The organism is Candidatus Hydrogenedens sp. (assembly GCA_035361075.1).
GTDB lineage: Bacteria > Hydrogenedentota > Hydrogenedentia > Hydrogenedentales > Hydrogenedentaceae > Hydrogenedens.
The window spans coordinates 1-26,042 of sequence record DAOSBX010000027.1 but is presented as its reverse complement, the minus strand read 5'-3'; the positions used below and the strand labels follow the sequence as shown (position 1 = coordinate 26,042).

Annotated in this window: 22 protein-coding genes; 14 read left to right on the top strand and 8 right to left on the bottom strand. The window is 38.3% G+C overall.

Annotated elements, in window-relative coordinates:
* From lysS to PLJ10_09190, 4 genes are read left to right on the top strand one after another with little or no spacing between them, the layout of a single operon-like run.
* Positions 1–1,506, top strand: coding sequence for a lysine--tRNA ligase (gene lysS / locus PLJ10_09205; protein ID HOK09825.1), 1,506 nt, complete (start codon positions 1–3; stop codon positions 1,504–1,506).
* A 20-nt stretch (positions 1,507–1,526) separates the two neighbouring features.
* On the top strand, positions 1,527–2,780 hold the full coding sequence (locus PLJ10_09200; protein HOK09824.1) for a lipoprotein-releasing ABC transporter permease subunit: 1,254 nt from the start codon (positions 1,527–1,529) through the stop codon (positions 2,778–2,780).
* On the top strand, positions 2,773–3,453 hold the full coding sequence (locus PLJ10_09195; GenBank protein HOK09823.1) for an ABC transporter ATP-binding protein: 681 nt from the start codon (positions 2,773–2,775) through the stop codon (positions 3,451–3,453). Before PLJ10_09200 ends, PLJ10_09195 begins: the two co-directional genes overlap by 8 nt.
* A 56-nt stretch (positions 3,454–3,509) precedes the next feature.
* Positions 3,510–4,385, top strand: coding sequence for an ARMT1-like domain-containing protein (locus PLJ10_09190; protein HOK09822.1), 876 nt, complete (start codon positions 3,510–3,512; stop codon positions 4,383–4,385).
* A 94-nt stretch (positions 4,386–4,479) separates the two neighbouring features.
* Here PLJ10_09190 and PLJ10_09185 read toward each other — a convergent pair whose 3' ends face one another.
* Positions 4,480–6,978, bottom strand: a complete 2,499-nt coding sequence (locus PLJ10_09185; GenBank protein ID HOK09821.1) for a response regulator — start codon at positions 6,976–6,978, stop codon at positions 4,480–4,482.
* A 65-nt stretch (positions 6,979–7,043) separates the two neighbouring features.
* On the opposite strand from PLJ10_09185, the gene PLJ10_09180 reads away from it, so the two are divergent.
* The 6 genes from PLJ10_09180 (at position 7,044) to PLJ10_09155 (ending at position 13,492) form a co-directional block, all read left to right on the top strand.
* Complete coding sequence (locus tag PLJ10_09180) at positions 7,044–9,959, top strand: hypothetical protein (protein HOK09820.1); 2,916 nt, start codon at positions 7,044–7,046, stop codon at positions 9,957–9,959.
* A 255-nt stretch (positions 9,960–10,214) separates the two neighbouring features.
* Entirely contained in the window at positions 10,215–10,895 is a 681-nt protein-coding gene (locus PLJ10_09175) for a DUF1318 domain-containing protein (GenBank protein ID HOK09819.1), read from the top strand.
* Between the two features lie 56 nt (positions 10,896–10,951).
* Positions 10,952–11,968: a lipopolysaccharide heptosyltransferase II gene (gene waaF, locus PLJ10_09170; protein HOK09818.1), complete on the top strand. Its 1,017-nt coding sequence runs from the start codon at positions 10,952–10,954 to the stop codon at positions 11,966–11,968.
* A gap of 102 nt (positions 11,969–12,070) precedes the next feature.
* Positions 12,071–12,568, top strand: coding sequence for a PilZ domain-containing protein (locus tag PLJ10_09165; protein ID HOK09817.1), 498 nt, complete (start codon positions 12,071–12,073; stop codon positions 12,566–12,568).
* 11 nt (positions 12,569–12,579) lie between these two features.
* A complete protein-coding gene (locus tag PLJ10_09160) occupies positions 12,580–12,861 on the top strand; it encodes a hypothetical protein (GenBank protein HOK09816.1) in 282 nt (93 codons plus the stop codon).
* 79 nt (positions 12,862–12,940) lie between these two features.
* Positions 12,941–13,492, top strand: coding sequence for an O-acetyl-ADP-ribose deacetylase (locus tag PLJ10_09155; protein ID HOK09815.1), 552 nt, complete (start codon positions 12,941–12,943; stop codon positions 13,490–13,492).
* Between the two features lie 5 nt (positions 13,493–13,497).
* Here the strand turns inward: PLJ10_09155 and PLJ10_09150 are convergent, their stop codons facing one another.
* Both PLJ10_09150 and PLJ10_09145 read right to left on the bottom strand, forming a co-directional pair.
* Positions 13,498–14,565, bottom strand: a complete 1,068-nt coding sequence (locus PLJ10_09150; protein HOK09814.1) for a 3-deoxy-7-phosphoheptulonate synthase — start codon at positions 14,563–14,565, stop codon at positions 13,498–13,500.
* A gap of 86 nt (positions 14,566–14,651) precedes the next feature.
* Entirely contained in the window at positions 14,652–15,146 is a 495-nt protein-coding gene (locus tag PLJ10_09145) for a methylated-DNA--[protein]-cysteine S-methyltransferase (protein HOK09813.1), read from the bottom strand.
* 82 nt (positions 15,147–15,228) lie between these two features.
* Here PLJ10_09145 and PLJ10_09140 point away from each other — a divergent pair, with 82 nt between their 5' ends.
* From PLJ10_09140 to PLJ10_09130, 3 genes are all read left to right on the top strand, one after another.
* Positions 15,229–16,707 carry a DUF4080 domain-containing protein gene (locus tag PLJ10_09140; protein ID HOK09812.1) on the top strand — a complete coding sequence of 493 codons (1,479 nt, stop codon included), beginning with the start codon at positions 15,229–15,231 and terminating at the stop codon, positions 16,705–16,707.
* Positions 16,708–16,779: 72 nt separating this feature from the next.
* Complete coding sequence (purE, locus tag PLJ10_09135) at positions 16,780–17,286, top strand: 5-(carboxyamino)imidazole ribonucleotide mutase (protein ID HOK09811.1); 507 nt, start codon at positions 16,780–16,782, stop codon at positions 17,284–17,286.
* Positions 17,287–17,292: 6 nt separating this feature from the next.
* Positions 17,293–18,066: a sulfite exporter TauE/SafE family protein gene (locus PLJ10_09130; GenBank protein ID HOK09810.1), complete on the top strand. Its 774-nt coding sequence runs from the start codon at positions 17,293–17,295 to the stop codon at positions 18,064–18,066.
* Here PLJ10_09130 and PLJ10_09125 read toward each other — a convergent pair.
* Positions 18,063–18,374, bottom strand: a complete 312-nt coding sequence (locus PLJ10_09125; protein ID HOK09809.1) for an L-rhamnose mutarotase — start codon at positions 18,372–18,374, stop codon at positions 18,063–18,065. The genes PLJ10_09130 and PLJ10_09125 overlap by 4 nt on opposite strands.
* Before the next feature lie 103 nt (positions 18,375–18,477).
* Here PLJ10_09125 and PLJ10_09120 point away from each other — a divergent pair, with 103 nt between their 5' ends.
* Positions 18,478–20,040 carry a hypothetical protein gene (locus PLJ10_09120; protein ID HOK09808.1) on the top strand — a complete coding sequence of 521 codons (1,563 nt, stop codon included), beginning with the start codon at positions 18,478–18,480 and terminating at the stop codon, positions 20,038–20,040.
* Here the strand turns inward: PLJ10_09120 and PLJ10_09115 are convergent.
* From PLJ10_09115 to PLJ10_09100, 4 genes are all read right to left on the bottom strand, one after another.
* A complete protein-coding gene (locus PLJ10_09115; GenBank protein HOK09807.1) occupies positions 20,035–21,792 on the bottom strand; it encodes a divalent metal cation transporter in 1,758 nt (585 codons plus the stop codon). The two genes, PLJ10_09120 and PLJ10_09115, sit on opposite strands and share 6 nt — an antisense overlap.
* Before the next feature lie 110 nt (positions 21,793–21,902).
* Positions 21,903–23,219 (bottom strand): xylose isomerase, encoded by a 1,317-nt coding sequence (gene xylA / locus PLJ10_09110; GenBank protein ID HOK09806.1) that lies wholly within the window; start codon positions 23,217–23,219, stop codon positions 21,903–21,905.
* Between the two features lie 120 nt (positions 23,220–23,339).
* Positions 23,340–25,139, bottom strand: a complete 1,800-nt coding sequence (locus tag PLJ10_09105; GenBank protein HOK09805.1) for a metallophosphoesterase — start codon at positions 25,137–25,139, stop codon at positions 23,340–23,342.
* A 52-nt stretch (positions 25,140–25,191) separates the two neighbouring features.
* On the bottom strand, positions 25,192–25,917 hold the full coding sequence (locus PLJ10_09100; GenBank protein HOK09804.1) for a hypothetical protein: 726 nt from the start codon (positions 25,915–25,917) through the stop codon (positions 25,192–25,194).
* Between the last annotated feature and the right edge of the window lie 125 nt (positions 25,918–26,042).

Genomic DNA, 26,042 nt, shown 5'->3' with positions numbered 1-26,042 from the left:
ATGGAAGAACAATTCAAAGAACATTCAACTTTACAAGAATTGCGTGAAAATCGTATTCGTAAAATGAACCATTTCCGCGAACGTGGAGATAACCCTTATAAGTATATTTTCCACCGAAGTACTGCTATAGCAAAAATTCGAGAACAATTTGAGAAGATAGAGCAGGAACACGCGGAACAAGCACAGGAGGGAATCCCTGCTACATTGGCGGGTCGTATCACTGCACGACGTGAACAAGGGAAAAGTACCTTTATGGATCTCCGTGATGAAAGTGGTCGTATTCAGTTGTTTTTTGGAGAAAAACAGGTAGGGGAGGATAAATATGAGACCTTAAAAGATTTCGATTTGGGTGATTTTATTGGTGTTGTGGGTTCTGTTCGTAGAACAAAACGAGGCGAAATAACATTGTTTGTGAAAGAGTTTGAGATTCTGACAAAATCACTGCGGTCATTACCTGAAAAGTTTCACGGCTTGACTGACGTTGAGACGCGGTATCGCCAGCGGTATCTTGACCTCATAGCCAACCCCGAAGTGATGGAGGTCTTCCGTAAACGAACGCAAATGATTGATGAAATACGTTCTTATCTGAAAGAGCGTGGTTTTCTAGAAGTAGAGACGCCTATGCTTCATCCGATACCAGGTGGAGCCACAGCACGACCATTTGTCACGCATCATAATGCGTATGATACAGACCTTTATTTGCGAATAGCCCCTGAACTGTATTTAAAACGGCTTATTGTTGGTGGTTTCGAACGTGTGTTTGAGATAAACCGTTGTTTTCGTAATGAGGGTGTTGATACAAAACATAATCCAGAGTTTACTATTATGGAACTCTACGAAGCATATCAGGATTATTTGGGATTGATGGAGGAAACAGAGGACTTATTCTATACGATAATGACTAAGATTATAGGTGCTGAGAATTTTACTTATCAAGAGCAAGAGATTTCATTGGCACGCCCATGGAAGCGTATTCCTTTGCATGAGGCTATCCGTCAATTTGCGGGGATAGACCTTGAATCAACTCGTGACCGTGATGAAGCTAAGCGATTGGCAGAACAAATTGGAGTTGAAATTCCTCCTGAAATGGGCTATGGAAAAATAGTAGATGAAGTTATGTCTACAAAAGTCAAACCTCATCTTATACAGCCTACGTTCCTTTATGATTATCCTATCGAAATATCTCCGTTAGCAAAAAAGAAACGGGATAATCCTGTTTTGACGGAGCGATACCAATTATTTATTGGTGGTTTGGAAGTGTGTAACGCCTTTTCCGAATTGAATGACCCATTAGACCAGAGAGAGCGGTTTATGGAACAGGTTCGCCTGCGTGAAGCGGGTGATGATGAAGCCCAATACCTTGATGAAGATTTTCTTACCGCTTTGGAAGTAGGTATGCCACCGACTGCTGGATTGGGGATTGGAATTGACCGTCTTGCGATGCTTTGTACAAATTCGTCATCCATACGTGATGTAATATTATTTCCTTTACTTAGAAAACTATAAACAATATATAGGAGTTACCTTTGAAATTTGAAGCCTTTGTTGCGTTAAGGTACTTACGAAGCAAACGGCGGAATCGTTTTATCAGTTTGATTTCTATCATTTCGATTGCCGGCGTGAGTGTCGGGGTTATTACTCTTATTATTGTTATGAGTGTTATGACGGGTTTTGATATTGCACTTCGTGAAACAATAATAGGAAATCGTTCACATTTAACTATTTATGATAATGCTGGGAAGATACAGGACTATGAATCGGTTATTCGTGAGATAGAATCACTTTGTCCTGAAATTATTGCCAGTGGTCCCGTGATTCAGGTAGAAGCCTTATTTAAGCATGATGAGTATACTACTGGCGGACTTATTTTGGGTGTGGACCCAGAACGGGAGAGTAAAGTAACAGACCTTGCAAAAAATTTAACAAATGAAGGAGGACGTTTATTTGGTAAAGGGAAACTGCCCGGTGAAAAAGAGATTGTGTTGGGATACCGACTTGCGAATCGCATCGGGGCACGAATAGGCTCGCAATTGCAAATAGTCACCGCACGTTCTATTATCCGCCCTTTTATAGGTCGCCAGTTAGGCTCGCAGTTGTGGCTTTCTGTATCGGGCATTTCTCATGCACGAATGTCTGAATTTGACGAGATTTATGCCTTTGTTGACCTTCAAACTGCTTACATGCTCACTGGTGAGAAAGGAGTGGATGCTATTCATGTGAAGCTGACAAATCCTTTCCTCGCAAGTACAGTAGCATCTAAAATTCGGGAACATCTTCCATATCGCACTAAAACATGGTATGAAGACCAACAGGCGTTTTTTGATGCATTACGGCAGGAGAAACTGGCTATGTTTATCATATTGGCGTTTATTGTTCTTGTGGCTGCATTTAATATTACAAGTACCCTTATCATGATAGTTATGGAAAAACGTCGCGATATAGGTATACTACGGACATTAGGTGCAAGTACGGGCTCCATCTTATTAATATTTATTCTACAAGGTTTGTTTATCGGTGTTATTGGGACTGTTATTGGGCTTTGTGTGGGAATTGTCCTTGCTTGGAATATCAACCCGATTGCCCAGTTTATTGCACACTTGTTAGGTCTTGATTTGTTTAACAGCACAATATATTATTTTGAAGGAATCCCAGTTGCTATTATTCCGTTTGACGTGGCATGCATTGTTGTATCTGCGGTGATATTAACATTCTTGTCTACGTTGTATCCAGCGTATAGTGCGGCTCGGGTAAATCCTGTGGATGCGATTCGATATGAGTAATGTTATTATTTGTGAAAATATTCATAAAAAGTACTACGATGGGTCGCGGGTACTCCATATTTTACGAGGAGTAAATCTCGAAGTCCCAGAAGGGAAAATATTAGCCATTAGTGGTCCATCAGGCGTCGGAAAGAGTACCTTACTACATATTATAGGCACACTGGATTCGCCAACCGAAGGACGAATTGTTATAGGTGGAAGGGATGTGCAAAAGTTATCCCGAATGGAGATTAATCAATTGCGGAATAAAGACATCGGTTTCGTTTTTCAATTCTATCATTTACTGCCTGAATTTACAGCCCTTGAAAATGTGATGATGCCTGCATTATGTAAAGGGAAAAGAAAAGGAGAGTGTTCAGAACGTGCGGAAGAACTTTTATGCAAAGTAGGATTGAAAGAGCGGATGACGCATAAACCTGGCGAATTAAGTGGAGGCGAACAACAGAGGGTTGCCATAGCCCGAGCCTTGTTCAATGAACCGAGGGTTGTGCTTACCGATGAACCTACAGGAAATTTGGATGAAGAAACAAGTAGTGGTGTTATTGATTTACTCTGGAAGTTAAATGAGGATGAAAATATTACACTTGTTGTAGTAACTCATGATGATAGTTTAGCCCAAAAGGCACATCATTGGGTTCATCTACATGAGGGGCAAACATATATTAAGAAGTAAGTCTGGTAAGTCTGACTCACCCGACATATCTTACAATGCGATAAAGGAGTTTTTTCATGAAGGTTACACTTGATTGTCTTGTTTGTTTTATTCGTCAGGCGTATCGTTCTGCGAAAATAGCGACATCTGACCCAGAAATACAACGTCAAATCCTTATTTCTGTTGGTGCTGAACTGCAGAACATGGACATGTCATTATCACCAGCAGAACTATCTCAGTTTATATATGAAATAACTGCAAAACTGTCTGGTAAATCTGACCCATATTTAGAAGAAAAGAGACAGCAGAATGAATTGGCAATGAGTGTAGAAGAAGAATTGCGAGGTATTCGTGACCATAGCGAGAATCCTTTGTTAACTGCCCTACTTCTTTCCGCTGCTGGAAACATTATTGACTTGGGCATCTTAAAAACAGAGGATATTGATATTCATACAGCGATTGAACAAGCCCTAACATTACATTTTGCGGTAAATCATTTTGAGCAATTTCAGAAAGATTTGAGAACAGCAAAACAATTGCTGTTTTTCTTGGATAATGCTGGGGAAATTGTATTTGATAAGATCCTTATTGAAGAACTGCAAAAGTATGTCGAGGTAACGGCTGTGGTAAAGGGCACACCAATCATTAACGATGCCTGTATGGAAGACGCTATTACAGTAGGTTTAGACAAGGTATGTAATGTGATACCTATGGAACGGGGTTGGATTGGTGCTCCATGGCGACAACTTTCATCAGATTTGCGAAAACGAATGGAAGAAGCAGACATCATTATCGGCAAAGGGCAAGGGAATTATGAAACGCTTGACGACTATCCTGGCAATGTTTATTTATTGCTTAAAGCCAAATGTTCTGTAGTGGCAGAACACATGGGCGTTAAAGAAGGGGAAATTGGTTTTCTTTCACCGCGGAAACAACGTGCTAACCATCATTAAAAATTATTTGTTATGGTCAAAACAAACGTTTAATCTTTCTATGTGTAGAAATACATTTGAACAAACATAGGAAAGTTATAGAGAGATAGAATGTCTATGATTTTTTCTTTTGCTGGTCGAGTACTTTTCGGATACGTTGAGCAAGGTCACGGGCAACAATGGGTTTCATAACGATTTCATCAATACCTAACCGCTTTAATTCATCGGGAGAAAGTTCACCGCTAAAACCTGTAAATAAAATCACAGGTATTTCAGGTCGAAGTTCCTTAACCCATCGAGCCAGAACTTCACCAGACATTTTCGGCATGGCTTGGTCTGTAACAACAAGGTCAAATCGGTCTGGGGCTTGTGTAAAGATGGCTAAAGCAGATAAGGGATTCTGACATGCTTCGACTTCATAACCCCATTGAGTCAGGACACGCTTCCCTAATTTACATACCGATTCCTCATCATCGACAAAAAGTATTCGCTCATGCCCTTCGAGAGGTTCCTCATCTGACTTTTGTTCGGAAACAATTGGATGGTCAATTCTGGGGAAGTAGGTATAAAAAGTAGAGCCCATGCCCGGTTTGCTTTCCACAATAATAGCCCCTCCATGAGCAGAGACAATGCCATGAACAACTGCCAATCCCATGCCTGTTCCCTCGCCCGGTTTTTTTGTAGTAAAAAATGGGTCGAAGATGCGTTCTAAGATTTGGGGTTCCATACCATGACCATTGTCGCGAACTGTTAATTTAACATACGTGCCGGGCTTCAATTTGGGATGGATACTGGAGGCACTATTATCCAGCACCACATCTCGTATATCTACTTCCAGTTTGCCTCCTTTTGGCATGGCTTGAATTGCATTTGTGCAGTAATTCATCACAACTTGATGAATCTGTGCTGGATTTCCCATGATAGCACCCGAATGGACGTCAATATTATCAATGATTTCGATGCTTGGTGGAGTTGTTGCTCGTAATAGTTTCAGTGCTTCTCGGGCGATTACATGAAGGTATAACGGTGACCGTTCTTCACCTGTTTGACGGCTAAATGTTAAAATTTGTTTTACGAGGTCTTTGGCACGATGAGCCGCTTGTAATACTTCCTTTAAATCATCATGAAGGGGTGTCTTTTTAGGGACTTCATTTAGTGCCATATCGGTTAGTCCGATAATCACTGCAAGTAGGTTATTAAAGTCATGAGCAATCCCACCCGCCAGAACACCGAGGCTCTCCAATCGCTGGGAATGTTGAATCTGTTGTTCGGCACGACGTCGCTCTTCTTCTTCTTGTTTTTGGGCTGTAATATCCTTTATCGACCCTAAGATACGGTAAGCCTCACCATTTGCGTCTGGCAAAACTACTCCTTGATTTTCAATGTATCGATATTCACCACTTTTATGCATAAGCCGATACTCGATTCGGAACTTGCCTACTTCTTCCCGTGCAATTGCAATATGAGCCTGAACACGGGGTAAATCCTCTGGATGAATGTGGTCAACCCAACGTTGAAAATCTATCATGTCTAATTCACGTGGGAGGTAGCCTGTGACTTGTGTTACCGCACCACCCCACTTAATTTTGCCTGTCTGAAGGTTGCAATCATAAATCATCATCCCTGTTTGTGCAGCTAAAATGCGGTAACGAGAAATACTTTCGGAAAGTCGTTCAGAGGTAATACTCTGGGTATCTTCTAAAGGTTGGCCAATGGCAATAATGCAGGGCTGATTATCAGTATCAAAGACTCGCGCTTGCACATAAATCGGGATTTGACGACCATCCTTGGCTAATATCACCGTTTCGAATGAAACTTGTTGATGCTGGATGATACTTTCTATCCTACCCTGTACCCCTTCCATTCTGTTTTTGGGGATGATATCACGAAGACGGAGTTGTAGGAATTCGTCTTTGGTATATCCTGTCATTCTATACACTATCGAATTACCATTGAGAAAACGGCTATCCTCAATATTTTTGTTAAGTTCAAATATCAGGATAGGATTGCTACAGTTATCTAATAAGAAGCGATTTAATTCGTCGTAAACAAATAATGCACGAGAACGTTCCTCTGCTAAATTCATTAATTTGCGGCTTGTATCCCATAATACCACTTCGGTCTGTTTTATCTTTAGTAAGATACGAACACGAGTAATGAGTTCTGTAATATCGCAAGGGAAAACAAGAAAATCGTCCACACCAGCGGCTAAATATTCCCAACGTCGCTGGGTTGCAATATCATTATTGATGACAAGGAGAATGGGAGTTTTGCTTGTTTTAATCGTTGTTTTCCAATGTCGGCATAATGTTAGGCAGACTTCATTTCCGAGGGCGATATCAAGGATTATACAGTCTGGGACTAAAACCTTTACATAGTCCATTGCGTCTTTTAATGATGACGCACAGTCGATATGACATTCTGGAAGATGTTCCAATATTATTTGATATAGAGAGGAACTCACTCCTTTGTGTGGCTGAATAAGTAGTACACGGTAAAGTTTGGATATATCAGAAACAGTATCTAATTCTCTTTCAGATATCTCATCTGTGTCTTCACTATGGTTGTTGGAGTCGTTCTCAACTTTATCAACTGATTTCAACTTCTTTTTCATAATGTCTTGTAGCCATAATTAATTTAGTTATAATAATCTAAATGTATATTGTAAAAGGAACTCCTGTGAGAAAAAAAATCAGGCAAATTTTAAAATACACGATATTCTTCCTTGTCTTATGTATATTATTCATACTCTCCGTTTTCTCAGGAATATGGCTCGTCTTTCAAGTAAAAGAGTCTCTAACATTTAAGATTGGTTCAAATGTAACAATTAAATTAACAGGGCTTTCTATTCAGTCTGGAATTAGATTTAAGAATGTAGTGCTTGATAGTACTCCCTATCATTTCGGAATAGAACTTGATGATGTTCATATCCAGTTTTTCCAACGAGGTTTTTGGGACTACATTGTATCTATAGATAATTGCACAATTTCTGCTAAAATACAAATGGAGAAAGGTAATAGCATTAATACTAATCAGGGTAGTACCATCCGTGATTGGGAGAAGGATATTAATGAATATATAAAGATGTTTCCTATAAATCTCGGTGTAAAAAATATTGACATTTATATTTCCAAGAACGGGGATGAATTGGCATTAGAAGGACTGAGATTAGAAGCAGATAGGCAAAGAATGTCTGCGAGTCTTGTTGGGGAAACTTCTACTTTAGATATTACCTATAAGGGTAAAAAGGAGAAACGTTCAGGAAGGGTTAATATCGACTATCGATTATTACCAAAATGCCATGAATTAAACACATTAATACAGTTTGACCCACATATTTTAATATCCAGCCATATTAGTGCTGACGGTTTGGGCAAACAATTGAAGTTTAATAATGTTCAAATGTCTCTGGATGAGGAATCTTCCCTTTTTTTGTCCGTTTTAACCTTGCCTATTCTTGGAATGCCTCTATTTTGGGAAAAAGTAGACATCAAAAAACTTGAGGGGACATTTCGACACAGCGATTTTATGTGGTTTCCCGAAGAAGTAAATGGGGACGTATATATCAAGTCGTTAACAATTGGTGAGACAACAAAGCCATGGTTTAGATACAGCACTACGTTAAATATTCATTCCGAGAGCGTAGTGGATGGAAGTTCGACTATCGTTGAATTATCGACATATGAGGAACCAGAATGGAATATGCAATGGAAATACGAATATCTGTCACACCGTACTGAGTTTTCCTTCGCTACTAAAAAACCGATACGAAGCGCGTTTATTCAGGAAATATCCCCTTACTGGTATGATACTTTGATGCTTAAACAAATAGCACCATTTGAGATTAATGTTTCATCAGCATTGGCAGGAGATATGCTTAATCTTCAGGGAACAATGAATGGACAATGTTCCTTTTCAGGAGAACAAAAAATAACTTTAGATAGTCAGGTATTACTAAATTTTGCAGGCAAGCCTGAAATAAAATGGGAAGGCACAGCCTTTTATTTAAAGCATCCTATCCACTTTACCTATGAAGGGTTACCATATCAGGATTTTCATTCTTCTTTACAAACAGAAACCATTCCAATGAAATATTTTATTAAATTATTGCCAACGTTAATGGTGAAACCTTTGGAGAATGCAGTAGGTAATTGCATCATTAATATGAATGGCAATATATGGGAAGATGTAAAACTAAATATTAATGGGACTATCCAGCCACAGAAAGAGGATGAGGAATTTCCACCTATTGTTCCTTCTCAATATTCATTTGTTGGTGTGTTGAAAAATATGCAGGTAGCGGAAGGGAAGTTTAGTCTCATCTCTGAGAATTCGACAGATTTTAAACTTGATCCATGTAAACTACATCTGTTCCCTTTATCTTTGGAAGGGAAAATCAACACAAAGATATATCTTTCGACTATTTCGTCGGTATTTATGCCGATGGACGTTATGGGTAAAGTTAATTTTCAAGGGAATCTGTTCTGGGATGGTGGGATGCAAATACGGATGCAAGGAATAGGTGACGGAGAGGGTGTTGGGATTGCAGGATATGCCTTACCAGAAGGGGCTAACCTCTATGCAGACGGTGAGGTACTAATTGACTTTTCAAATTATGCTATAACTATTGAACAATTGAAAGCAGGTATTAACAATAATACAATTACCATTCTTGAGAAAAGTGTATTTAACTTCCCTCAAAACGAGAAGCCATTCTCTTTATCCCTTTCTCAATTTTCTATTGACGGGGATATTAGTAAATTATATGAATTGGGTATTGACCCTGAGAGCAAAGGGAAATGCACTTTTCACATAAGTGATTTAAGTTTTACTGACAATCATTTAACAAAGGGAAATGTAAGTTGGAATTTAAATATTGAGAAATACAATCAACCCTCATGGTTCATACAAGCCCAGAACATTATAACGCAAGGACAGGCAGAAAATATTGGAGAAATGTCTATTCCCATAAATATAACCCTTGACCAAGTTGGGATAAGTCGTCTATTGCTGAAACAAATTGAAAATGATATAAAGGTGCATGTTTATCCTCCTCAGATGGAATTAAATAAAGTAACTGGACATATCTGGGGAGGCACTTTTGAGGCAAAGGGGACGCTCAATATGAATGAAACAGGATTTATAGGAAAAATAAATGGGCATTTTAAGAATATTGATTTGGCTTTATTTACTGAAGAATTACAACCTCCATGGATTAAATTAACAGGGATAGCACATGGCACATTTGATTTAAATATGAATCTTACAAGTGGCGAATTAATAGACGGAAATATAAATATAATCTGTCCCCAAGGGTTAACGATAAATCGTGATGTGCTTATGCAATTAATTCTTTACTTGCAAAATGTAAGCATTGTTCAGAAACAACTGGAAAAGTTACTGGGACAAGAAGACCCAAAATCATTTAATAAAGGTGAGTTAAACATTGGATTTAAAGACAATCAGGCGACCATCTCTTTATTATTATCAACCCCAAATTTAGACCTTGCTCCTGTTTTTTATATTAATGCGGATTGGAAAATGCTGTGGTCATTACTTACAACACCCTCTAATGTCCAAATAGAAATAAAATAAATAAGGTCTCTTTTAAAATTAACTCAATTTTAAGAATTGAAGTAAAGTAGAATGTGCTTTTATTACGAAGATAGCATTCCTAAACCTATTAAGATTGCCTCAAAATTCATTATCGTAATAGTGAATTAAAATTTATTTTTTTACGTTTAATAAAGAGGAATATTTATAAAGGTTAAAACTTGATTAAATATATTCTCTGTGATTATTATTTAATAAGCAGTTTAGAATGTAATAACAATGAAAGGGTTGAAGGATATGAAAAAAGTTATCATCCTTATGTTAGTGATAGGCATTGCATTAAGTATTAACTGTGTGTTGCAAACAAAACATACCATAGAAGCCCATATAACACTTGATATACGACATGTTCAGGAACAAGCGGGTAGTTTGCTGGATTACGTTGAAAAGAAGAGGGATGAATTACCAGTCAAAGAAGATAATGGCGAGCAAAAGAAAACGAGCTGGTTAGGTTCCAGTTTCTGTATTTTCAAACCTGCATACGCGGAGTCTTTGGCAACTGTGTCTCCTCTCGCCAAAGAGATTGCAGACCGTATGCGGGAACGGTATGATGCCATAGAAGCCTTGAAAAATCAGGGGTGTGTCGCTGAAAATAATCGAGGCTATTTAGAGTTGAAGGATTGTGATGCTCAAAAAGAAGCGGAACGTAAAAATGAGATTCAACGACTGCTTTCCGAAGAGAATAAAGACCGAAAAGCACTCTATAAAGAGATCGCTAATTTAAACAAAAATATACCTGATATGTCTATATCAAAAGTTGAGACCATCTATGCCCTTGAACGAATCCAAAGAGCCAAATCTGGGCAAATTATCCAGCTTCCAGACAATAATGAAGACTTTATGAAAGTTAAAAATAGTGGATTAGGCCAAAAGTTGGGAGATAAATGTGTCCCAGGAGCATGGGTAACAGTTCCTTAATCAGATTGTATTCCGAAATATAACCTATTTTTCTCTACATATTTGAAATGAGGTTCATGAAATCGATACTTTTTTTCGCACCGAATTGGATTGGCGATGCGGTGATGGCTACGCCATTGCTACGTTCAATAAAAAAGTTTTATCCGTCTGCCTCTGTTCATATTGTTGCCAAAAAAGCAGTTTGCGAACTTCTTGATGGATTAAAATATATTAATGATTCTTTCTCTTTGCCGTCACATCCTTTACAGCAGTTAAAATTGGCGTATGAATTGAGAAAATACAAGTATTCATCTGCTTTTGTATTGCCTCATTCCTTTCGTTCTGCTCTTCTTGCTTTTATTACTGGTGCGTCATTAAGAATTGGTTATGATTGTAATTCACGAGGTTTTTTATTATCTCATCGAATTGCCTTCCCCCAAGATGGTTCTGGTAATCGCAAAATTCAATACATGGTTTACGAATACTTAAGATTAGCTGAACTGCTAAATATTCCATTTGATAATAAGGGTTTGGAATTAGCCGTATCTGAGGAGGAGCAATCTCTGTGGATAAAAGAGTTAGAAAAAGAACAATTAGGAGGCTTTCGTGTGGGTATTGCTCCAGGTGCGTCGTTTGGTTCGAGTAAACGTTGGGGTGTTCAAAGGTTTGCTACAGTTGCAGAGGTATTAACACAAAAATATGGATTAACGCCCATACTAATCACAGGACCTGGGGAAGAAGAGATTAAAAATGATTTTTCTAAATATTATAAAAAGAAGTTTATTGACCCTTTCATTAATGGGCATCATCTTTCCCGACTTAAGGCGGTTATTAAAAATTTAGACCTCCTTATTTGTAATGATAGTGGACCACGGCATATTGCTATTGCTTTCGATATCCCTGTGATTTGCCTAATGGGACCGACAAAACCTGAATATACCGAAAGTCCGTGGGAACGTGGTGAAGTGCTTCGTGTTCCTGTCGATTGTGGACCTTGCCAATTACCTGAGTGTCCCACAGACCACCGTTGTATGACGTTAATTACACCCGAAATGGTTCTTAACGCAATAGAAACATGGCTAAACAAAAGATAAAGAAGACAAAAAATTACCTTGGTAACTCAAATTGTATTATTGTTTTCTGATATGATAATTAGGTTAAGATGAGGAACATAACTATTAAAAAAAGGGAATGATGTGCAAGAACGAAGAACATTTATTCGTAGGCAGGTAGACCGAGATTTAATTCAACGGTACCATGCCCTAATTCAACGGATTCAACAGTTAGAGACCCGAGTTGGTGAGGAAGAAAGTCGTGAAGTGCGACATAAACGTCGTAGAATAATCCGCCATTTATGCCATGTTAATATCGGTTTACCTATTAGATACTGTTCTGATAAAGATGATGTCTGGACAGTAGAACAACTTCCACTTAAAGGTAGATTGCTTGACCTTAGTGCAGAAGGATGTGCGGTATTTACTCATCAAAGTTTTGATATTGGTCAAAATATTAATTTAGACATAGAGGTTTCTGGTGGCAAACATATTCGTGCAACTGGTGCTATTCGTTGGACGAAACACTTACCCGAAAAGGGTGGATTTGCATCTGGTGTTCAATTTTTAAAAGTTAATAAAGATGACACAAAAGTATTAACACAGTTTTTAGATGAATTAGATAGAACCATTGGCTTGTAAGGATTCTTTTTATGAGAACAGTCTATGTTGTTACAATGTGGTCAGGTGGAAGACCCGCTAAAAAATGGAAATCATTTGAATACCCCAAACTGCTTCCCCAAGGGATTGGAGTTGAATTTATATGCTGTGAGACAAAACTTAAAGTTCAGATTATTGGAAGTATATCTGTAGAAGAGTATGAATCAGGAAAAGAAGACCTTGAAATGGGGCTTTATCACGAATTGAATAATGAGAAATCAAGCACCAAAGAGAAAGAGACCAGTACCCCAAATAATATTGAGCGAATATTTTAATCTTTTTAGGTAAATCTTAATATTTTTGGTTTTATTTTCAATTGCGGTAGAATGTTATTAGTTTAGAGGAGGTAAAAATATGGTTCAGCTCAACATGGGTAATTGTGTTATTGAAGTGGTGCAAGGTGATATAACAAAAGAACAAACCGATGCTATTGTTAATGCGGCAAACAAATCTCTTCTTGGTGGAGGTGGTGTTGATGGAGCCATACATCGTGCTGGAGGACCAGCAATATTGGAAGAATGCAGAAAGTTAGGTGGCTGTGAAACAGGCGATGCTAAAATCACAACAGGTGGTCGGTTACCCGCTAAGTATGTAATTCATACTGTTGGACCTATCTACCGTGATGGGAAACATGGTGAACCAGATTTGTTAAAAAGCTGTTACGAACGTTCTTTAGAAGTAGCGGTGGAACACAAGGTAAAAACTATTGCTTTCCCAGCCATCAGCTGTGGTGTTTATGGTTACCCAATTCCAGAAGCTGCAAAAATTGCTGTTGGAACTGTGAAAGAATTTATAGAGAAGAACCCTTCTTGTGGGATAACCAATATTCGCTTTGTAATGTTCGGACATGATACGTATGGTCCTTTCTGTGATGCACTGAGGATGCTTGGTGGAATAGAACTATAATATCCTTAACTATTTTTCCGTAGTCTTTCTGCGGATTCGAGTATAACCGTTTCTGTTTCTTCCCAACCGAGGCATGGGTCTGTGATACTGACCCCATATTCAGGGACTGCTCCAGGAGGGGGAAAAGGTTGGTTTCCCGCTTTAATGTTACTTTCAAGCATAGCACCAAGAATAAATCGATTCCCTTCTATTCTTTGTTGAATTACATCACGAAGGACATGGGCTTGTAATACATATCTTTTGCCACAATTGGCATGACTACAATCAATAACAATTCGTGGAGGTAGTCCTACTTTTTGCATTTGCTCAACCGCTTCAATGACACTTACAGGGTCATAGTTTGGTCTTCCCCTACCGCCACGGAGAATAATATGAGATAACGAGTTGCCCGCTGTTTCAATAATGCAAGACCTGCCATCTTCATCAATACCTAAGAAGTGATGGTGTCCCCTTGCTGAAATCATAGCGTCAATGGCTACTTGTAGATTACCGTCAGTACTATTCTTGAAACCAATGGGCATAGAGAAACCACTTGCCATTTCTCGATGTGTTTGTGATTCTGTGGTTCGTGCACCAATAGAAGCCCAACATACTAAATCAGAAATGTATTGAGGAACTATTGGGTCTAACAATTCGGTTCCCGTAGGTAGTCCCATCTCAGCAATTTTAATTAGGATTTCTCTGGCTAAATTTAAACCTTTAGCGATGTTATGGGTACTATCTAAATCGGGGTCGTAGATTAGTCCTTTCCAACCTAAGGTTGTCCGTGGCTTCTCAAAATACGTCCGCATAATTATAAACATTACATCACTTACTTGCTTTTGCACATTTAATAATCTCTGGGCATAGTCTAAGGCAACTTCACGGCTATGAATAGAACAGGGACCCACAATAATCATGAAACGGTTATCTTCTCCACGCAGGATAGCACCAACAGTATTACGGAACTCTGCGATACTGCGGGACAAAGCATCTGTCATGGGATATGCCTTTTTTATCTCCCGTGGTGTAATAAGAGGAGTAAATGCAACAATATTTATGTTTTCAATAGCATGTAATTGTTGTTTTTCCATAGCCACACTCCATTGTAGGAAATTTCAATTATTAATATATTCTATCAAATAATCAACCTCTAACTTGTGGGAAGGTCGTCAAATAATTATCCTTGAATAGAAATTCCCTCAAGCTTTAGTAATTTGCGTTTCCATTCCAAGCCAGCGGAAAAACCTCCTATGTGCCCCTTCGCTGTTAGTACACGGTGACAGGGGATAATAATTGGTAATGGATTTTTATGAAGTGCTTGCCCAACTGCTCTGGCATGATTTTGCGATAAGTGTGCCATTTTTGCCAGTTCAGAGTAACTGCAGATGTTGCCCCACGGTACTTTTCTCAAAGCATAGAATATCTTTTTTTGAAATTCAGTCGCAGAGGATAAATCCAGTGGAAGCCCTTCAAACTGTTCTGGAATCCCCGAAAAGTATCTATCTAATAAAAACGATACGTGCCTACCAAGCAAAATATTTGGGGTTTCATGGAGAAGATAAGGTCGCGGATACGAAGAATGATAAAGATAAAGTTTTTGGAGACCTTTTGAAGAAATATATCCATAAATAACATCTGATGCCTTTTTAAAAATAAAATTTGCTACATCCATAACGTTCCCGACGTGGTATAACTTCCTTCCAGTTTTAGATACTATTGATTTATAATTATAGCACTGTTTTGGAGCATAACTCATGACGGATATTGTTTTATCAACAATTACAGCGAGATACTCTCATGCGTCGTTTGGACTTCGTTGGCTACGTGCAAATTCAGGTATATGGAGAGAGAAAATCGTCATTAAGGAATTTCATCTTAAGCAGGCTGTGCCAATTATCGCCGAGTCGATACTAAAGGAAAAACCAAAAATTATAGGGCTTGGGGTATACATTTGGAATCTAAACGAGATAACCGAATTGGTGCAAATTATAAAACAGGTAGCCCCTGAAATCATTATTATTATTGGTGGACCTGAAGTAAGTTACGAATACGAAGAACTCCCTGTCTTTCATTGGTCAGATTATCTTGTTCGTGGAGAAGGTGAACGTGCCTTTTCTGAATTGTTAGACAACCTATTAACAGACCGAAAACCACAACAGAAGATATGGGAAAAACCTATTTCGGATTTAAACATTTTGACGTTGCCTTATGACGAATACACATCAGAGGACATTGAACATAAAATTATCTATGTCGAAAGCACACGGGGTTGCCCGTTCCATTGTGAATTTTGCCTGTCTTCTGTAAATCCTGGAGTGCGATTTTTTGATAGGGGTACATTTTTAGAAAGCATGTATAAGTTAATAGAGCGTGGAGCAAAAAATTTTACTTTTGTAGATAGAACCTTTAACATTAATGAAACACATGCATTAGACATTATCGATTTTTTTCTAAGTCATATCAAACCAGATATGAGGATTCATTTTGAGATTGTTCCTGACAAATTAAGTATGAATATATTAGAACGATTTAAGGAATTTCCATCAGGAACTCTTCATTTAGAAACAGGGCTACAAACAACAAATCCAATTACACAAGACTTAATATCGCGCCGTCAGAATTTAGAAAAAACATTTGAAGTATTACGTTATTTACGTACAGAAACAGGAGCAAAAATTCATGCAGATTTAGTAGCAGGTATGCCTGCGGAAACATGGGATACGATGAGAGACAGTTTTAACAGATTAATTGAAGTGGATCCACAGGAAATACAATTGGGAATCTTGAAACGGTTAAGAGGTGCTCCTATTTCACGACATATCAAGACTTACAGCCTTGCGTTTGCTCCTTTTCCGCCGTATGAGATACTTCAGACCAGTACACTCTCTTTTGACGAGTTACAAAAACTAAAACGGATGGCACGGTATCTCGAACTATACTACAATCAGGGGAACTTCCAACAATCACTTAATCTATTATGGGCATCTGATACAACGCCTTTTGATGCTTTCTCAAAGTTTAGCGATTTTATATGGGAAAAAACAGGAAAAACTCATGAACTATCGCTTGCGACGCTTGCCAATCTTTTATTTTCATATCTTATGTCAACAGAAAAATACTCTAAGATAGAAATAGAATCTGCTCTTCGCAATGATTATTCAAAGAAACCAGGGAGAACCGAAAGACTCAATTTTCATAAAACAATTGAGTTTATGGATAAGGGCAAGAAATGAATTAAATGGAAATAGGTTATTTTGGATGTATACAATAGGGGATGGAATTGGAAAAGAAGGAAAGGAATAAATATGACAGATTCAAAAAAGACGCCATTAGTTAGTGTAATTATGGGAAGTGCTTCGGATTGGGATGTTATGTTGAATGTAGTAAAAATTCTCAAAGATTTTGATATCCCCTATGAAGCACGTGTTCTTTCTGCACATCGAACACCAGAAATGCTGAAAGAGTATGTAAAATTTGCTGAAGAACGAGGAATTGAATTGTTCATTGCTGGTGCAGGGATGGCCGCCGCACTGCCTGGAGTTATTGCATCTTGCACGGTTTTACCTGTACTGGGTGTCCCTATTCCCTCTGGAGCATTGAACGGACAGGACGCATTGTTTTCAATCGTTCAAATGCCACCAGGAATTCCTGTTGCCTGTTTTGCAATCGGCAAACCAGGAGCAACAAATTCTGCACTCATGGCAATTGCTATTTTGGCTCAGAAATATCCAGAATTAAAAACAAAACTTATCGCATATCGGGAACAGCAAGCGAAGAAGATTTTAGAAACCAATCTCCCAGATAATATTTAATAAAATATGCCTCCAGAAGTTTTTGTATTTCTCGCTTTTCTATGTGCAAGTTTTGTGCATGCCACAACGGGTTTTGGTTCTGCTTTAGTCGGTATGCCGATATTAGTGTTGGCTGTGGGACTCCAAATCTCTGCACCTTTGCTCGCCCTATTAAGTCAGATTGTTAATTTAGGTGTGCTGTTGCAAAACTGGAAATCTCTCAATTGGCGGAGTTCGTTAATATTGATCCTCCCTTCTATTTTTGGTGTTCCCATTGGTTTGCTGTTTCTCAAAGGTGGAAATGAGCAAATTTTAAATGCCGTTTTAGGGATAGTTTTAATAGGTTACGGCTTTTTTTCATTTTTTTATAAGGACAATACACATGAAAAGCATTTGGTCTCGTCACCAACCCCAAGCAAAACGTTTTATGGACTGCTTGCTGGTTTTGTTGCTGGAATTTTAGGTGGTGCTTATAATGCAAATGGTCCACCTGTAATTATTTACACCAGCATTGCAAATCCAGAAAAAGGGAGTTTTCGCTCTGTTTTACAAGCCTTCTTTCTCGTTAACGGTTTTATCATTATTTTTGGTCATCTTATTACGGGTTTAGTGACAAAACAGGTACTTTATTACTCACTGCCAGGCATTCCAGGCATGTTTCTTGGTATGCTCTTAGGTTTTTATGTAGACCGTTTTCTTACACCTCAGCGGTTCAGATGGGTCGTTATTATTGGTATCATTTTATTAGGTGCTGGCTTACTTATTCCTTCCACTTTATTTCTACTTCAACCACATCATTAATCCATGTGAAACACTTCTTTTATGGGAGTAAATAAAGGCTTATTTCCATCTGTTTCCATAAGTGGGTTCGTTTTTGACCACCATACTTTCATAATAGGCTCCTGAGCAATTCGAGTAAAGCAACCCTCAGGGTCTACTGATTCAAAATATGCAAAAAGTTCTAACCCATAACGAAAAATAGAATAGTTATGAAATCCTGCTCTGCGATGTGCCTCAATAACATCTTGCCCTATATCTTTGTGTAGCCGTTCATACTCTTCAATAACTAAATCGTTTTTTAATTTCATCATAAAAGCATATCTCTGCATATAGACAACTCCTTTTTAACAATAGTAGTTATTATTTATTTATATAGAATATAATCTTATATAAATACAATGAACTTATCAAAATGAATAGAAAGGGACGAAGATGCAATTATCTTTTTTGCTCCTTTTTACCATTACCTTTTCACAAACGGCTGATAATGAAATATTGACTCAAAATGCAACTTTGAATAATGAGTCTATGTTATTTTGTTGGAAAATTGTTCAAGGTTGGATGCAGTTTAGCGACCCAGAGGTATATTTATTTCCCCGCAACTTAAAATCGGATTTTTACTGGAATGCGAAGGATTGTTCCGCAGACAATTATCCATTTTTGACATTGACGGCATACCTTACTGACCGCTATTTATTTGAAACGAGGATGAAGAGTATCCTAAAAATGGAACAGAAATTATGCAATCGCATCGACCGCCTCCCAGATGATTGGGATTTAATACAAAGGAATTTCCGTACGCCAACACCTGAATTGCCATCCTTAATCTTTGGTTCGGCAGAATATATCAAAGATGGCTTACTACCGCTCACTGAATGGCTTGGTCCCTCGGAGTGGTCTCAACGAATGCTTGACTTGATGGATGATATTTGGAAAAACGCCAAGATTAAGACAGAAGTAGGACTTTTACCAGATACTTCCCACGAGGTTGCAGGAGATGTGCTCCAAGGGCTATCTCGTATGTACTGGCTAACTGGTAATGATAAATATAAAGAGCAGGCTCTCCAATTAGCTGATTATTTCTTTATACATCATTCTCCTGTAGAGACAGATTATTTTCAATTAGACGACCATGGGTGTGAGATTTTCGGTGGTCTTTCCGAGGCTTATTTAATATCTAAATACAAAGCACCCGAAAAACATGAGCAATGGAAAGAACCTATGCATAACATTATCCGTAAGATATTAGAGATAGGACGGAATGACTATGGTTTGTTCTATGAAGCGATAAATCCTAAAGAAAAAAAGGTGCTACGTCAAACTTTGACCGATAACTGGGGCTATAACTATAACGCAATCGCTACCGTTGCTAAGATTGACGATATGCCAGATTATATACGAGAGATACAAAGGACACTTGATAACCTGTGGGAAGCACGAGATTATCCGTGGGAAAATGATATTGCCGATGGATTGGCAGACTCATTAGAAGGGGCAATTAACCTGATAAATCGCTTTCCATCATCACAGGCAGAGCGATGGGCAGACTATACTGCACAGAGATTACTGAAAAAGCAAAAGCCCTCAGGAATAATTGAAGGTTGGCACGGAGATGGAAACAGTGCCCGAACAATGCTGATGTATGCCTTCTGGAAATCACAAGGGTGTTATGTTGAGCCGTGGCATGCGGATATCGGTGTCGGAGCTATACGTCAAGCACATAACCAAATAAAGGTCGTTGTAAAAACAGAATGGCGATACTTAGGCAAATTAAAATGCGACCTACCGAGACATAAAGAATATTTTCATTTGCCGATAGATTATCCGCGATTAAACCAGTTCCCAGAGTGGTTTACCGTAGAAAAGGAACGAAAATATCAAGTGATTGTCAACGACAAAGAACCCATAGAAATGGATGGAACAGAACTAAGAGAAGGAATCGCTCTCGACCTGCCAGCCAATGGCGTTGCGGTTATAACTATCACAGTTTTATAACAAACTGGTTGTCGTTCCTTTCTTTTGATATTTACGGACAAGATGAGCGATTAGAACAAGTATTAAGAAGATGACAACAATACCGATTCCTTTTGTGCCAATTTTTGAGGTAATAGACCATAAACTACCTACTACTGATAAAGTGAATGAGATACCTAATAAAACATTCCAAAGCCACCATTTTATACCTTGAGGTGTATTCTCCTTAAGAAGTTTTTTCTGATTCAAGAGTAGCCAGAAGGAAAGGTATGCCAAGGGTAACAATGTCATGCAAAAAACAGAGGTTGGAATAGCAAGCCACATTTGAGCATCTTTCCAAAAAAGCACACCTATAAGGCTTATAGAAACCATCAATCCACCGAAAAATTGTGTCCAACCACGGAAAGGTCTATTCAGAAGTTCGCAAAAACATAGGCTATTTATTACCATCAACATTGTGGACACACCCAACCCCATACCTAAAACACCAATACCAAAAATGTAGCGTGCCACAGTGGAACCTGTTAAGGGTTTTAAGGCATCGGAGAGATTAAATGCATCCCGACGAACCAACATAGCTGACAACTTACGGTCTACCTCAGGTAACTGGCTTAACCGATATTCCTTTTCTTGTTGGGATAAGTTATCCCATGTGTTTTTACCTATTTCAAAACTAATGCGGTCTTCTAATAATCTGTTAAAACTGCCTACTAAATTTGGAGCAGGTTGAATGATATTCCCTTTTTCATCTCGTTCACCCAAAAAGCCAGGGGCTGGTTTTGCATGGAATTGAACTGCGGAGGCTATCACCACACAGCTGGTAGCAAGCACGAATGGAACAAATAGTCCAGTCGATAAATCAAATATTGCTAACCCTCGAAACTCATGGTCCCAACCTTTACGCAACATGGAATATGGCAACATAAAGGTCATATTAATTCCTACTGCAGTTGCCGCAGCACTAATGATAACATCACGTTGTTGAGACACGATAAGATTGGTCCAGTAAGAACGTGCAGTATCAGAAACTTCGTTTATGTATGGCATTAGATGTTTTGAAGGTTGGAATAATAGTGAAAAGTCAGGAATGAACCCAGCCAAATATTCCTGCCATCGAACCTGTCCTTTTACGGTTAAAACTGCAACTACCCCAAAAAAACAAATAACCACAGAACCAACCATTATTTTTACAACTATCTCAAAAACTTTTACACCTCTGCCTCCAAGTGTGTACATTGTTAGAAAGGTTATATTAATTGTAAGTATGAGCAGTCCAGCAAGTACTTTCCCTGTAAACAGGTCCACTGTAGGTGGTCCGAATACCTGTGGTAGCAGGTTTTGCTGAAATGATGCAATGGCTAACGAGTACTGAGGCATTGACCAGACAAAATTCGCTAACATTGCACCAACAAGCCAGCTCCACCCTAACACGGGGTTAACATGCTCGTTAATGGTACGAAGAGGTCTCTGTCCTGTGGAGAGGGTAACATAAGAAATCGCACTGAGCATAATAATTCCCGCCAGCATTGCTAACGGCTGTAACCATAACAAACCAAATCCTACCAATACCCCTAAATACATGCTGGATGACAACGACCCACCACCAAGGGTAATAGCACTTTGTAGCCAGCCAGGTCCTGAAAGGCGAACAAATGTTTTAAGAATGGCTCCTTTGCCTTGTTCTCGGGACTTAATAATTAGTTCCTGTTCTTTTTGGATATTGGGAGATATGGTCTTCATCTGTTCAAGGATAGGGTCAGGGTGATTGGACATAAGGCATACCTTTTCTCAGTTCATTTTACTTTGATATTACCAAAATATCGGGATGAATTTTAAGTTCATCCCGATATATGTTTAACATTTACATCGGTTGATTTCTTTCCTTAGCGGATATATTCATTTAAGATATTTTCGAGGAGTTCTTGTCGACCACTTTGCAGTTTTGGTTCGCCATGAGCCTCTGCATATTTAGCAAGTTCAACAAAGGAGAGTTTTTTATTCTCTATCTTTTTGCCAAAATCCTTGTTCCAGCCTGCATATCTTTGGGCTATCGCTTTTTCGAAGACTTTGTCTTTTATCAATTTTCCTGCAATTTTTAATCCACGTGCAAATGCATCCATAGCACCAATGTGAGCATAGAACAAGTCTATCGGGTCTATGGATTGACGACGCACATGTGCATCGAAGTTTAATCCACCTGTGGTAAATCCCCCTGCTTTGATAATTATATACATTGCCAATGTTGTGTCATATAAGTCTGTCGGGAATTGGTCTGTATCCCAACCTAATAATAAGTCACCACGATTAGCATCAACAGAACCTAATAACCCATTTACTGCGGCAAATGCCAATTCATGGTGGAATGTATGCCCTGCTAATGTTGCATGATTTGCTTCAATATTTAATTTGAAATGCTCTGTCAACTTGTAATGTTGTAAAAAGGCATAGCAACTTGCAGAATCAAAGTCATACTGATGTTTTGTTGGCTCCTTTGGTTTCGGCTCAATGTAGAACTGTCCCTTAAATCCAATTTTCTTTTTGTAATCTACTGCCATCTGCAGAAACAGGGCTAAATGGTCTAATTCTCTCTTCATATCCGTATTAAGCAATGTGTCATATCCTTCACGACCACCCCAAAAAACATAGCCAGCACCATTTAGTTCATGTGTTATCTCAAGGGCTTTTTTCACTTTTGCACCGGCAAAGGCAAAAACATCAGGCGATGGATTAGTCCCAGCACCTGCCATAAAGCGTGGATGGGAGAAAAGGTTACATGTTCCCCATAACAATTTTACTCCAGTATCTTTTTGAAGTTTCTTGGCTAATTTTACAATATGGTCTAACCGTTTATTCGTTTCTGAGAGAGTATCCGCTTCTGGTGCAATATCTGCGTCATGAAAACACCAAAAACCTACACCTAACTTGGTGAAAAACTCAAATGCAGCAACAAGTGTTTTTTCTGCCGCCTCCATTTCGTCTTTTGCTTGCCTGAAATTTCGGAATAATGTTGGAGCACCAAACATATCTGCCCCAGAACCACGAAATGTATGCCAATAACAAACCGCAAAACGGAGATGTTGCTCCATCGTCTTACCTAATACTTTTTCCTTCGGATTATAATGCTTAAACGCAAGTGGATTTTTTGAATCGGGACCTTCATAAGCAATTGGTTTCTGAACTTCGGGAAAATATTCTGCCATAATTTTTACCTCCTATAATATGTTTTAATTTAATGTAAGAATTATACGTTGATAAACTTTAATAATACATTTTTATATTCTTTTTTAGGCGTAATATACAAATCGTAATATTTGCAATCACTACATCTTAGATGGTTGTAATACTAAAATAGCCCGTGGAAAATCATCCTCGCCGGAGCCTGCGTCCGGTGTAAATTCGAGCCAATGTCGCTTCGGATTATCACCAGATTTGTCTAAATCATTTGCAATCAGAGAAAATGTAATTTTTTGGTACGCTTCTAATAATAGGGGAGTTAATTCTGATGGTGGAAAATAGGCTTCGTAATATGTATAAGGTTCGTTACGAACTACTGCAAGTTGGACAACTGTATTCACGGTTTCCTCTTCTCTACCAGGACCCTCATAAAGAAAGACCTCCGGTCCGTGCTCCGTTAATGTTAAACTCCATTCCCAAACACCTAAAAATAATTCCAGATTGTCAGCACACCAGACTATATCCCCTGCATACGGTTGAACAAATTCATTATCGTATACTGTAACCGCCATATATAGTCCTTTTTCATTCCAACTACATTGCCATGAGGCTTGCAAGTCTTGAGTATTTTGGGAAGGCTCAAAACGGACAGGATAAAGTAATGGATAGGAAGGGATGGTTTCCCATTCATACAAATTACCATCTATTGTTGGTGAAATATCAGTATATGGAATCCCAATTGACGGAACTATCGGAAACGGTATATTTAATGAATAATTACCCTCCGTTAGTGGGATAACAATATTTGCTGTTGGCACAGGATATAACTTTGGTGACGGCTCATTTCGACTCATACTTATCCGCACTGTTGCAGTATTGTTAGTATTGTCAAATCCCAAGGGAATTTTGCTGTTTGACGGTGTTACTGTCCAAGAGGGTGGACTATCCCACTGTATTTCAATTGTTGTAGCATCAGACGACGGATTTGTTATTTTCATTGGAACATCAATATGAATAGGATTACCCCAATCCCATTCTATTGTTGGTATTTGAAATGCATCTCTCCATTGATTCCATAATTCTATTTTCTCTTTTGTCACGATATCTGATGATTCAACAAAGCCAGGTTTTATAACACTCCATGACACTTCTTCATTTTCTACACGTACAAGGAGATAATGGTGGAAACCACCTTCTTCTGGAGGTTTACGAATCGGGCCACCACCTCCACCTGTAATCACATACTGAATATTGTCTCGTTTTCCTACATTTAGATATCGATGGTCATGACCTGCAAAAACATAGACACTCTTGAACGGCTTTAACATCTGGGCAATCTCATTCCAGCCCTGATGTTCAGGATTGACAAAATATGGTTTGTGTAGAAATACAAAGATATGCTTTTCAGTTACTTTGGCAAGTTCTTTTTGTAGCCACACTTTTTGAATTTCAGAGAAAGAATCCACTTGCCCTGGCTCCTCCGAATTTAACACAATAAACCTCGCATTCCCATAAGAAAAGGCATAGCATGTAGGTCCTATTTCAGACTTATAAATATCTTCGGAGTTTTTATCGGATATATCATGGTTTCCTGGTGCTGGAAAAAAAGGGATATGATTAAGACCCAAACGAATAGCATTTGTAAAGTCCGCCCATTGTTTAGGAAGTCCTTCCGCTGAACCGCCTAATATAAGGTCTCCAACACTCATAACAAAAGCAGGTTTTACACAATTCCATTCCTCCATCATTCTAAAAAATACTGGCGGTAATTCCCCAGGTTCTGTAGGTTGACTATCGCCTACAACTGCAAAAGTAAATTGCTCCGGGCACACACGTGGTGTTTGACGAAGCGTTTCAAAGGAACGTTCTACGACCGTTTCAGAATAAGCAGAAAAAGAAGAAACGAGTAACATAGAGGAAATAATAAGAATGTGTCTGTGATACATTTGTTACTCCTTAAATATGAGTGTAAAAATAATATTTAAACATATTTCATCATTAGTTTCCTAATTCTAATGTCTCTCGAATCTGCTTCATCATATTAGGTGAATATATTGTTTTATTGTATTTGGTAACATCCAATCCTTTTTGCAAACCTAATAAAATTTCTTGCATCTGTTCTGGACTAAATCGTGGGTCAGAAAATAAGTGAACATTTACTCCAGTTTCAATGCCTTTTACTAATATCATTTTTTGTTCCACACCATACAAATTAGAGTCTAACCCATGCGACCTCAGTTTATCATTTAATGTATTCTCATTCGCCTCTATTTCATTTTCATTAGCATGTATTTTTTCCTTCTGAGTAGTGCCAATATTATTGTGTGATATGCTCGGTGTGTTAGGCATAGGAAGCTCTTTTTTCTCAAGGTTATTCTGTTTAAGGTTTTTTGACAAAGAATTAGAAGGCCCTCCAAAGAATGACAGCAACGTAAAAGAAATCAAAAGAAGAATACCTACCAAAGGGATAATAAGGATGTTAAGTTCTTTTTTGGTAACGATAACAAGTTCATTTTTACACTGCGGACAAAGAGGTATCGGTTTCTTTTTCAATATTAATTTATAACATAAAGCGGTGAAAAATAATCCTATGGCTAATGGGGAAAAAAGTAAAAGAAAGAAAATCCCCAATGTGAACAAGAAACAACCTACATTGTCCTTCTTTATCTTGTTAGTCTCACCTATGTACCCACAATTAGGACACTGTATCGTATACCTGAACATTTAATACCCCTAAACTAAATATTGAATATGATTACTTACATTAAAAAAATTATACCCCTTTTACCTTATCAAAGTCATTGTCAACTTAGATTAAAGAAACCTTCCTATTCCTCATCCCAGTCCAA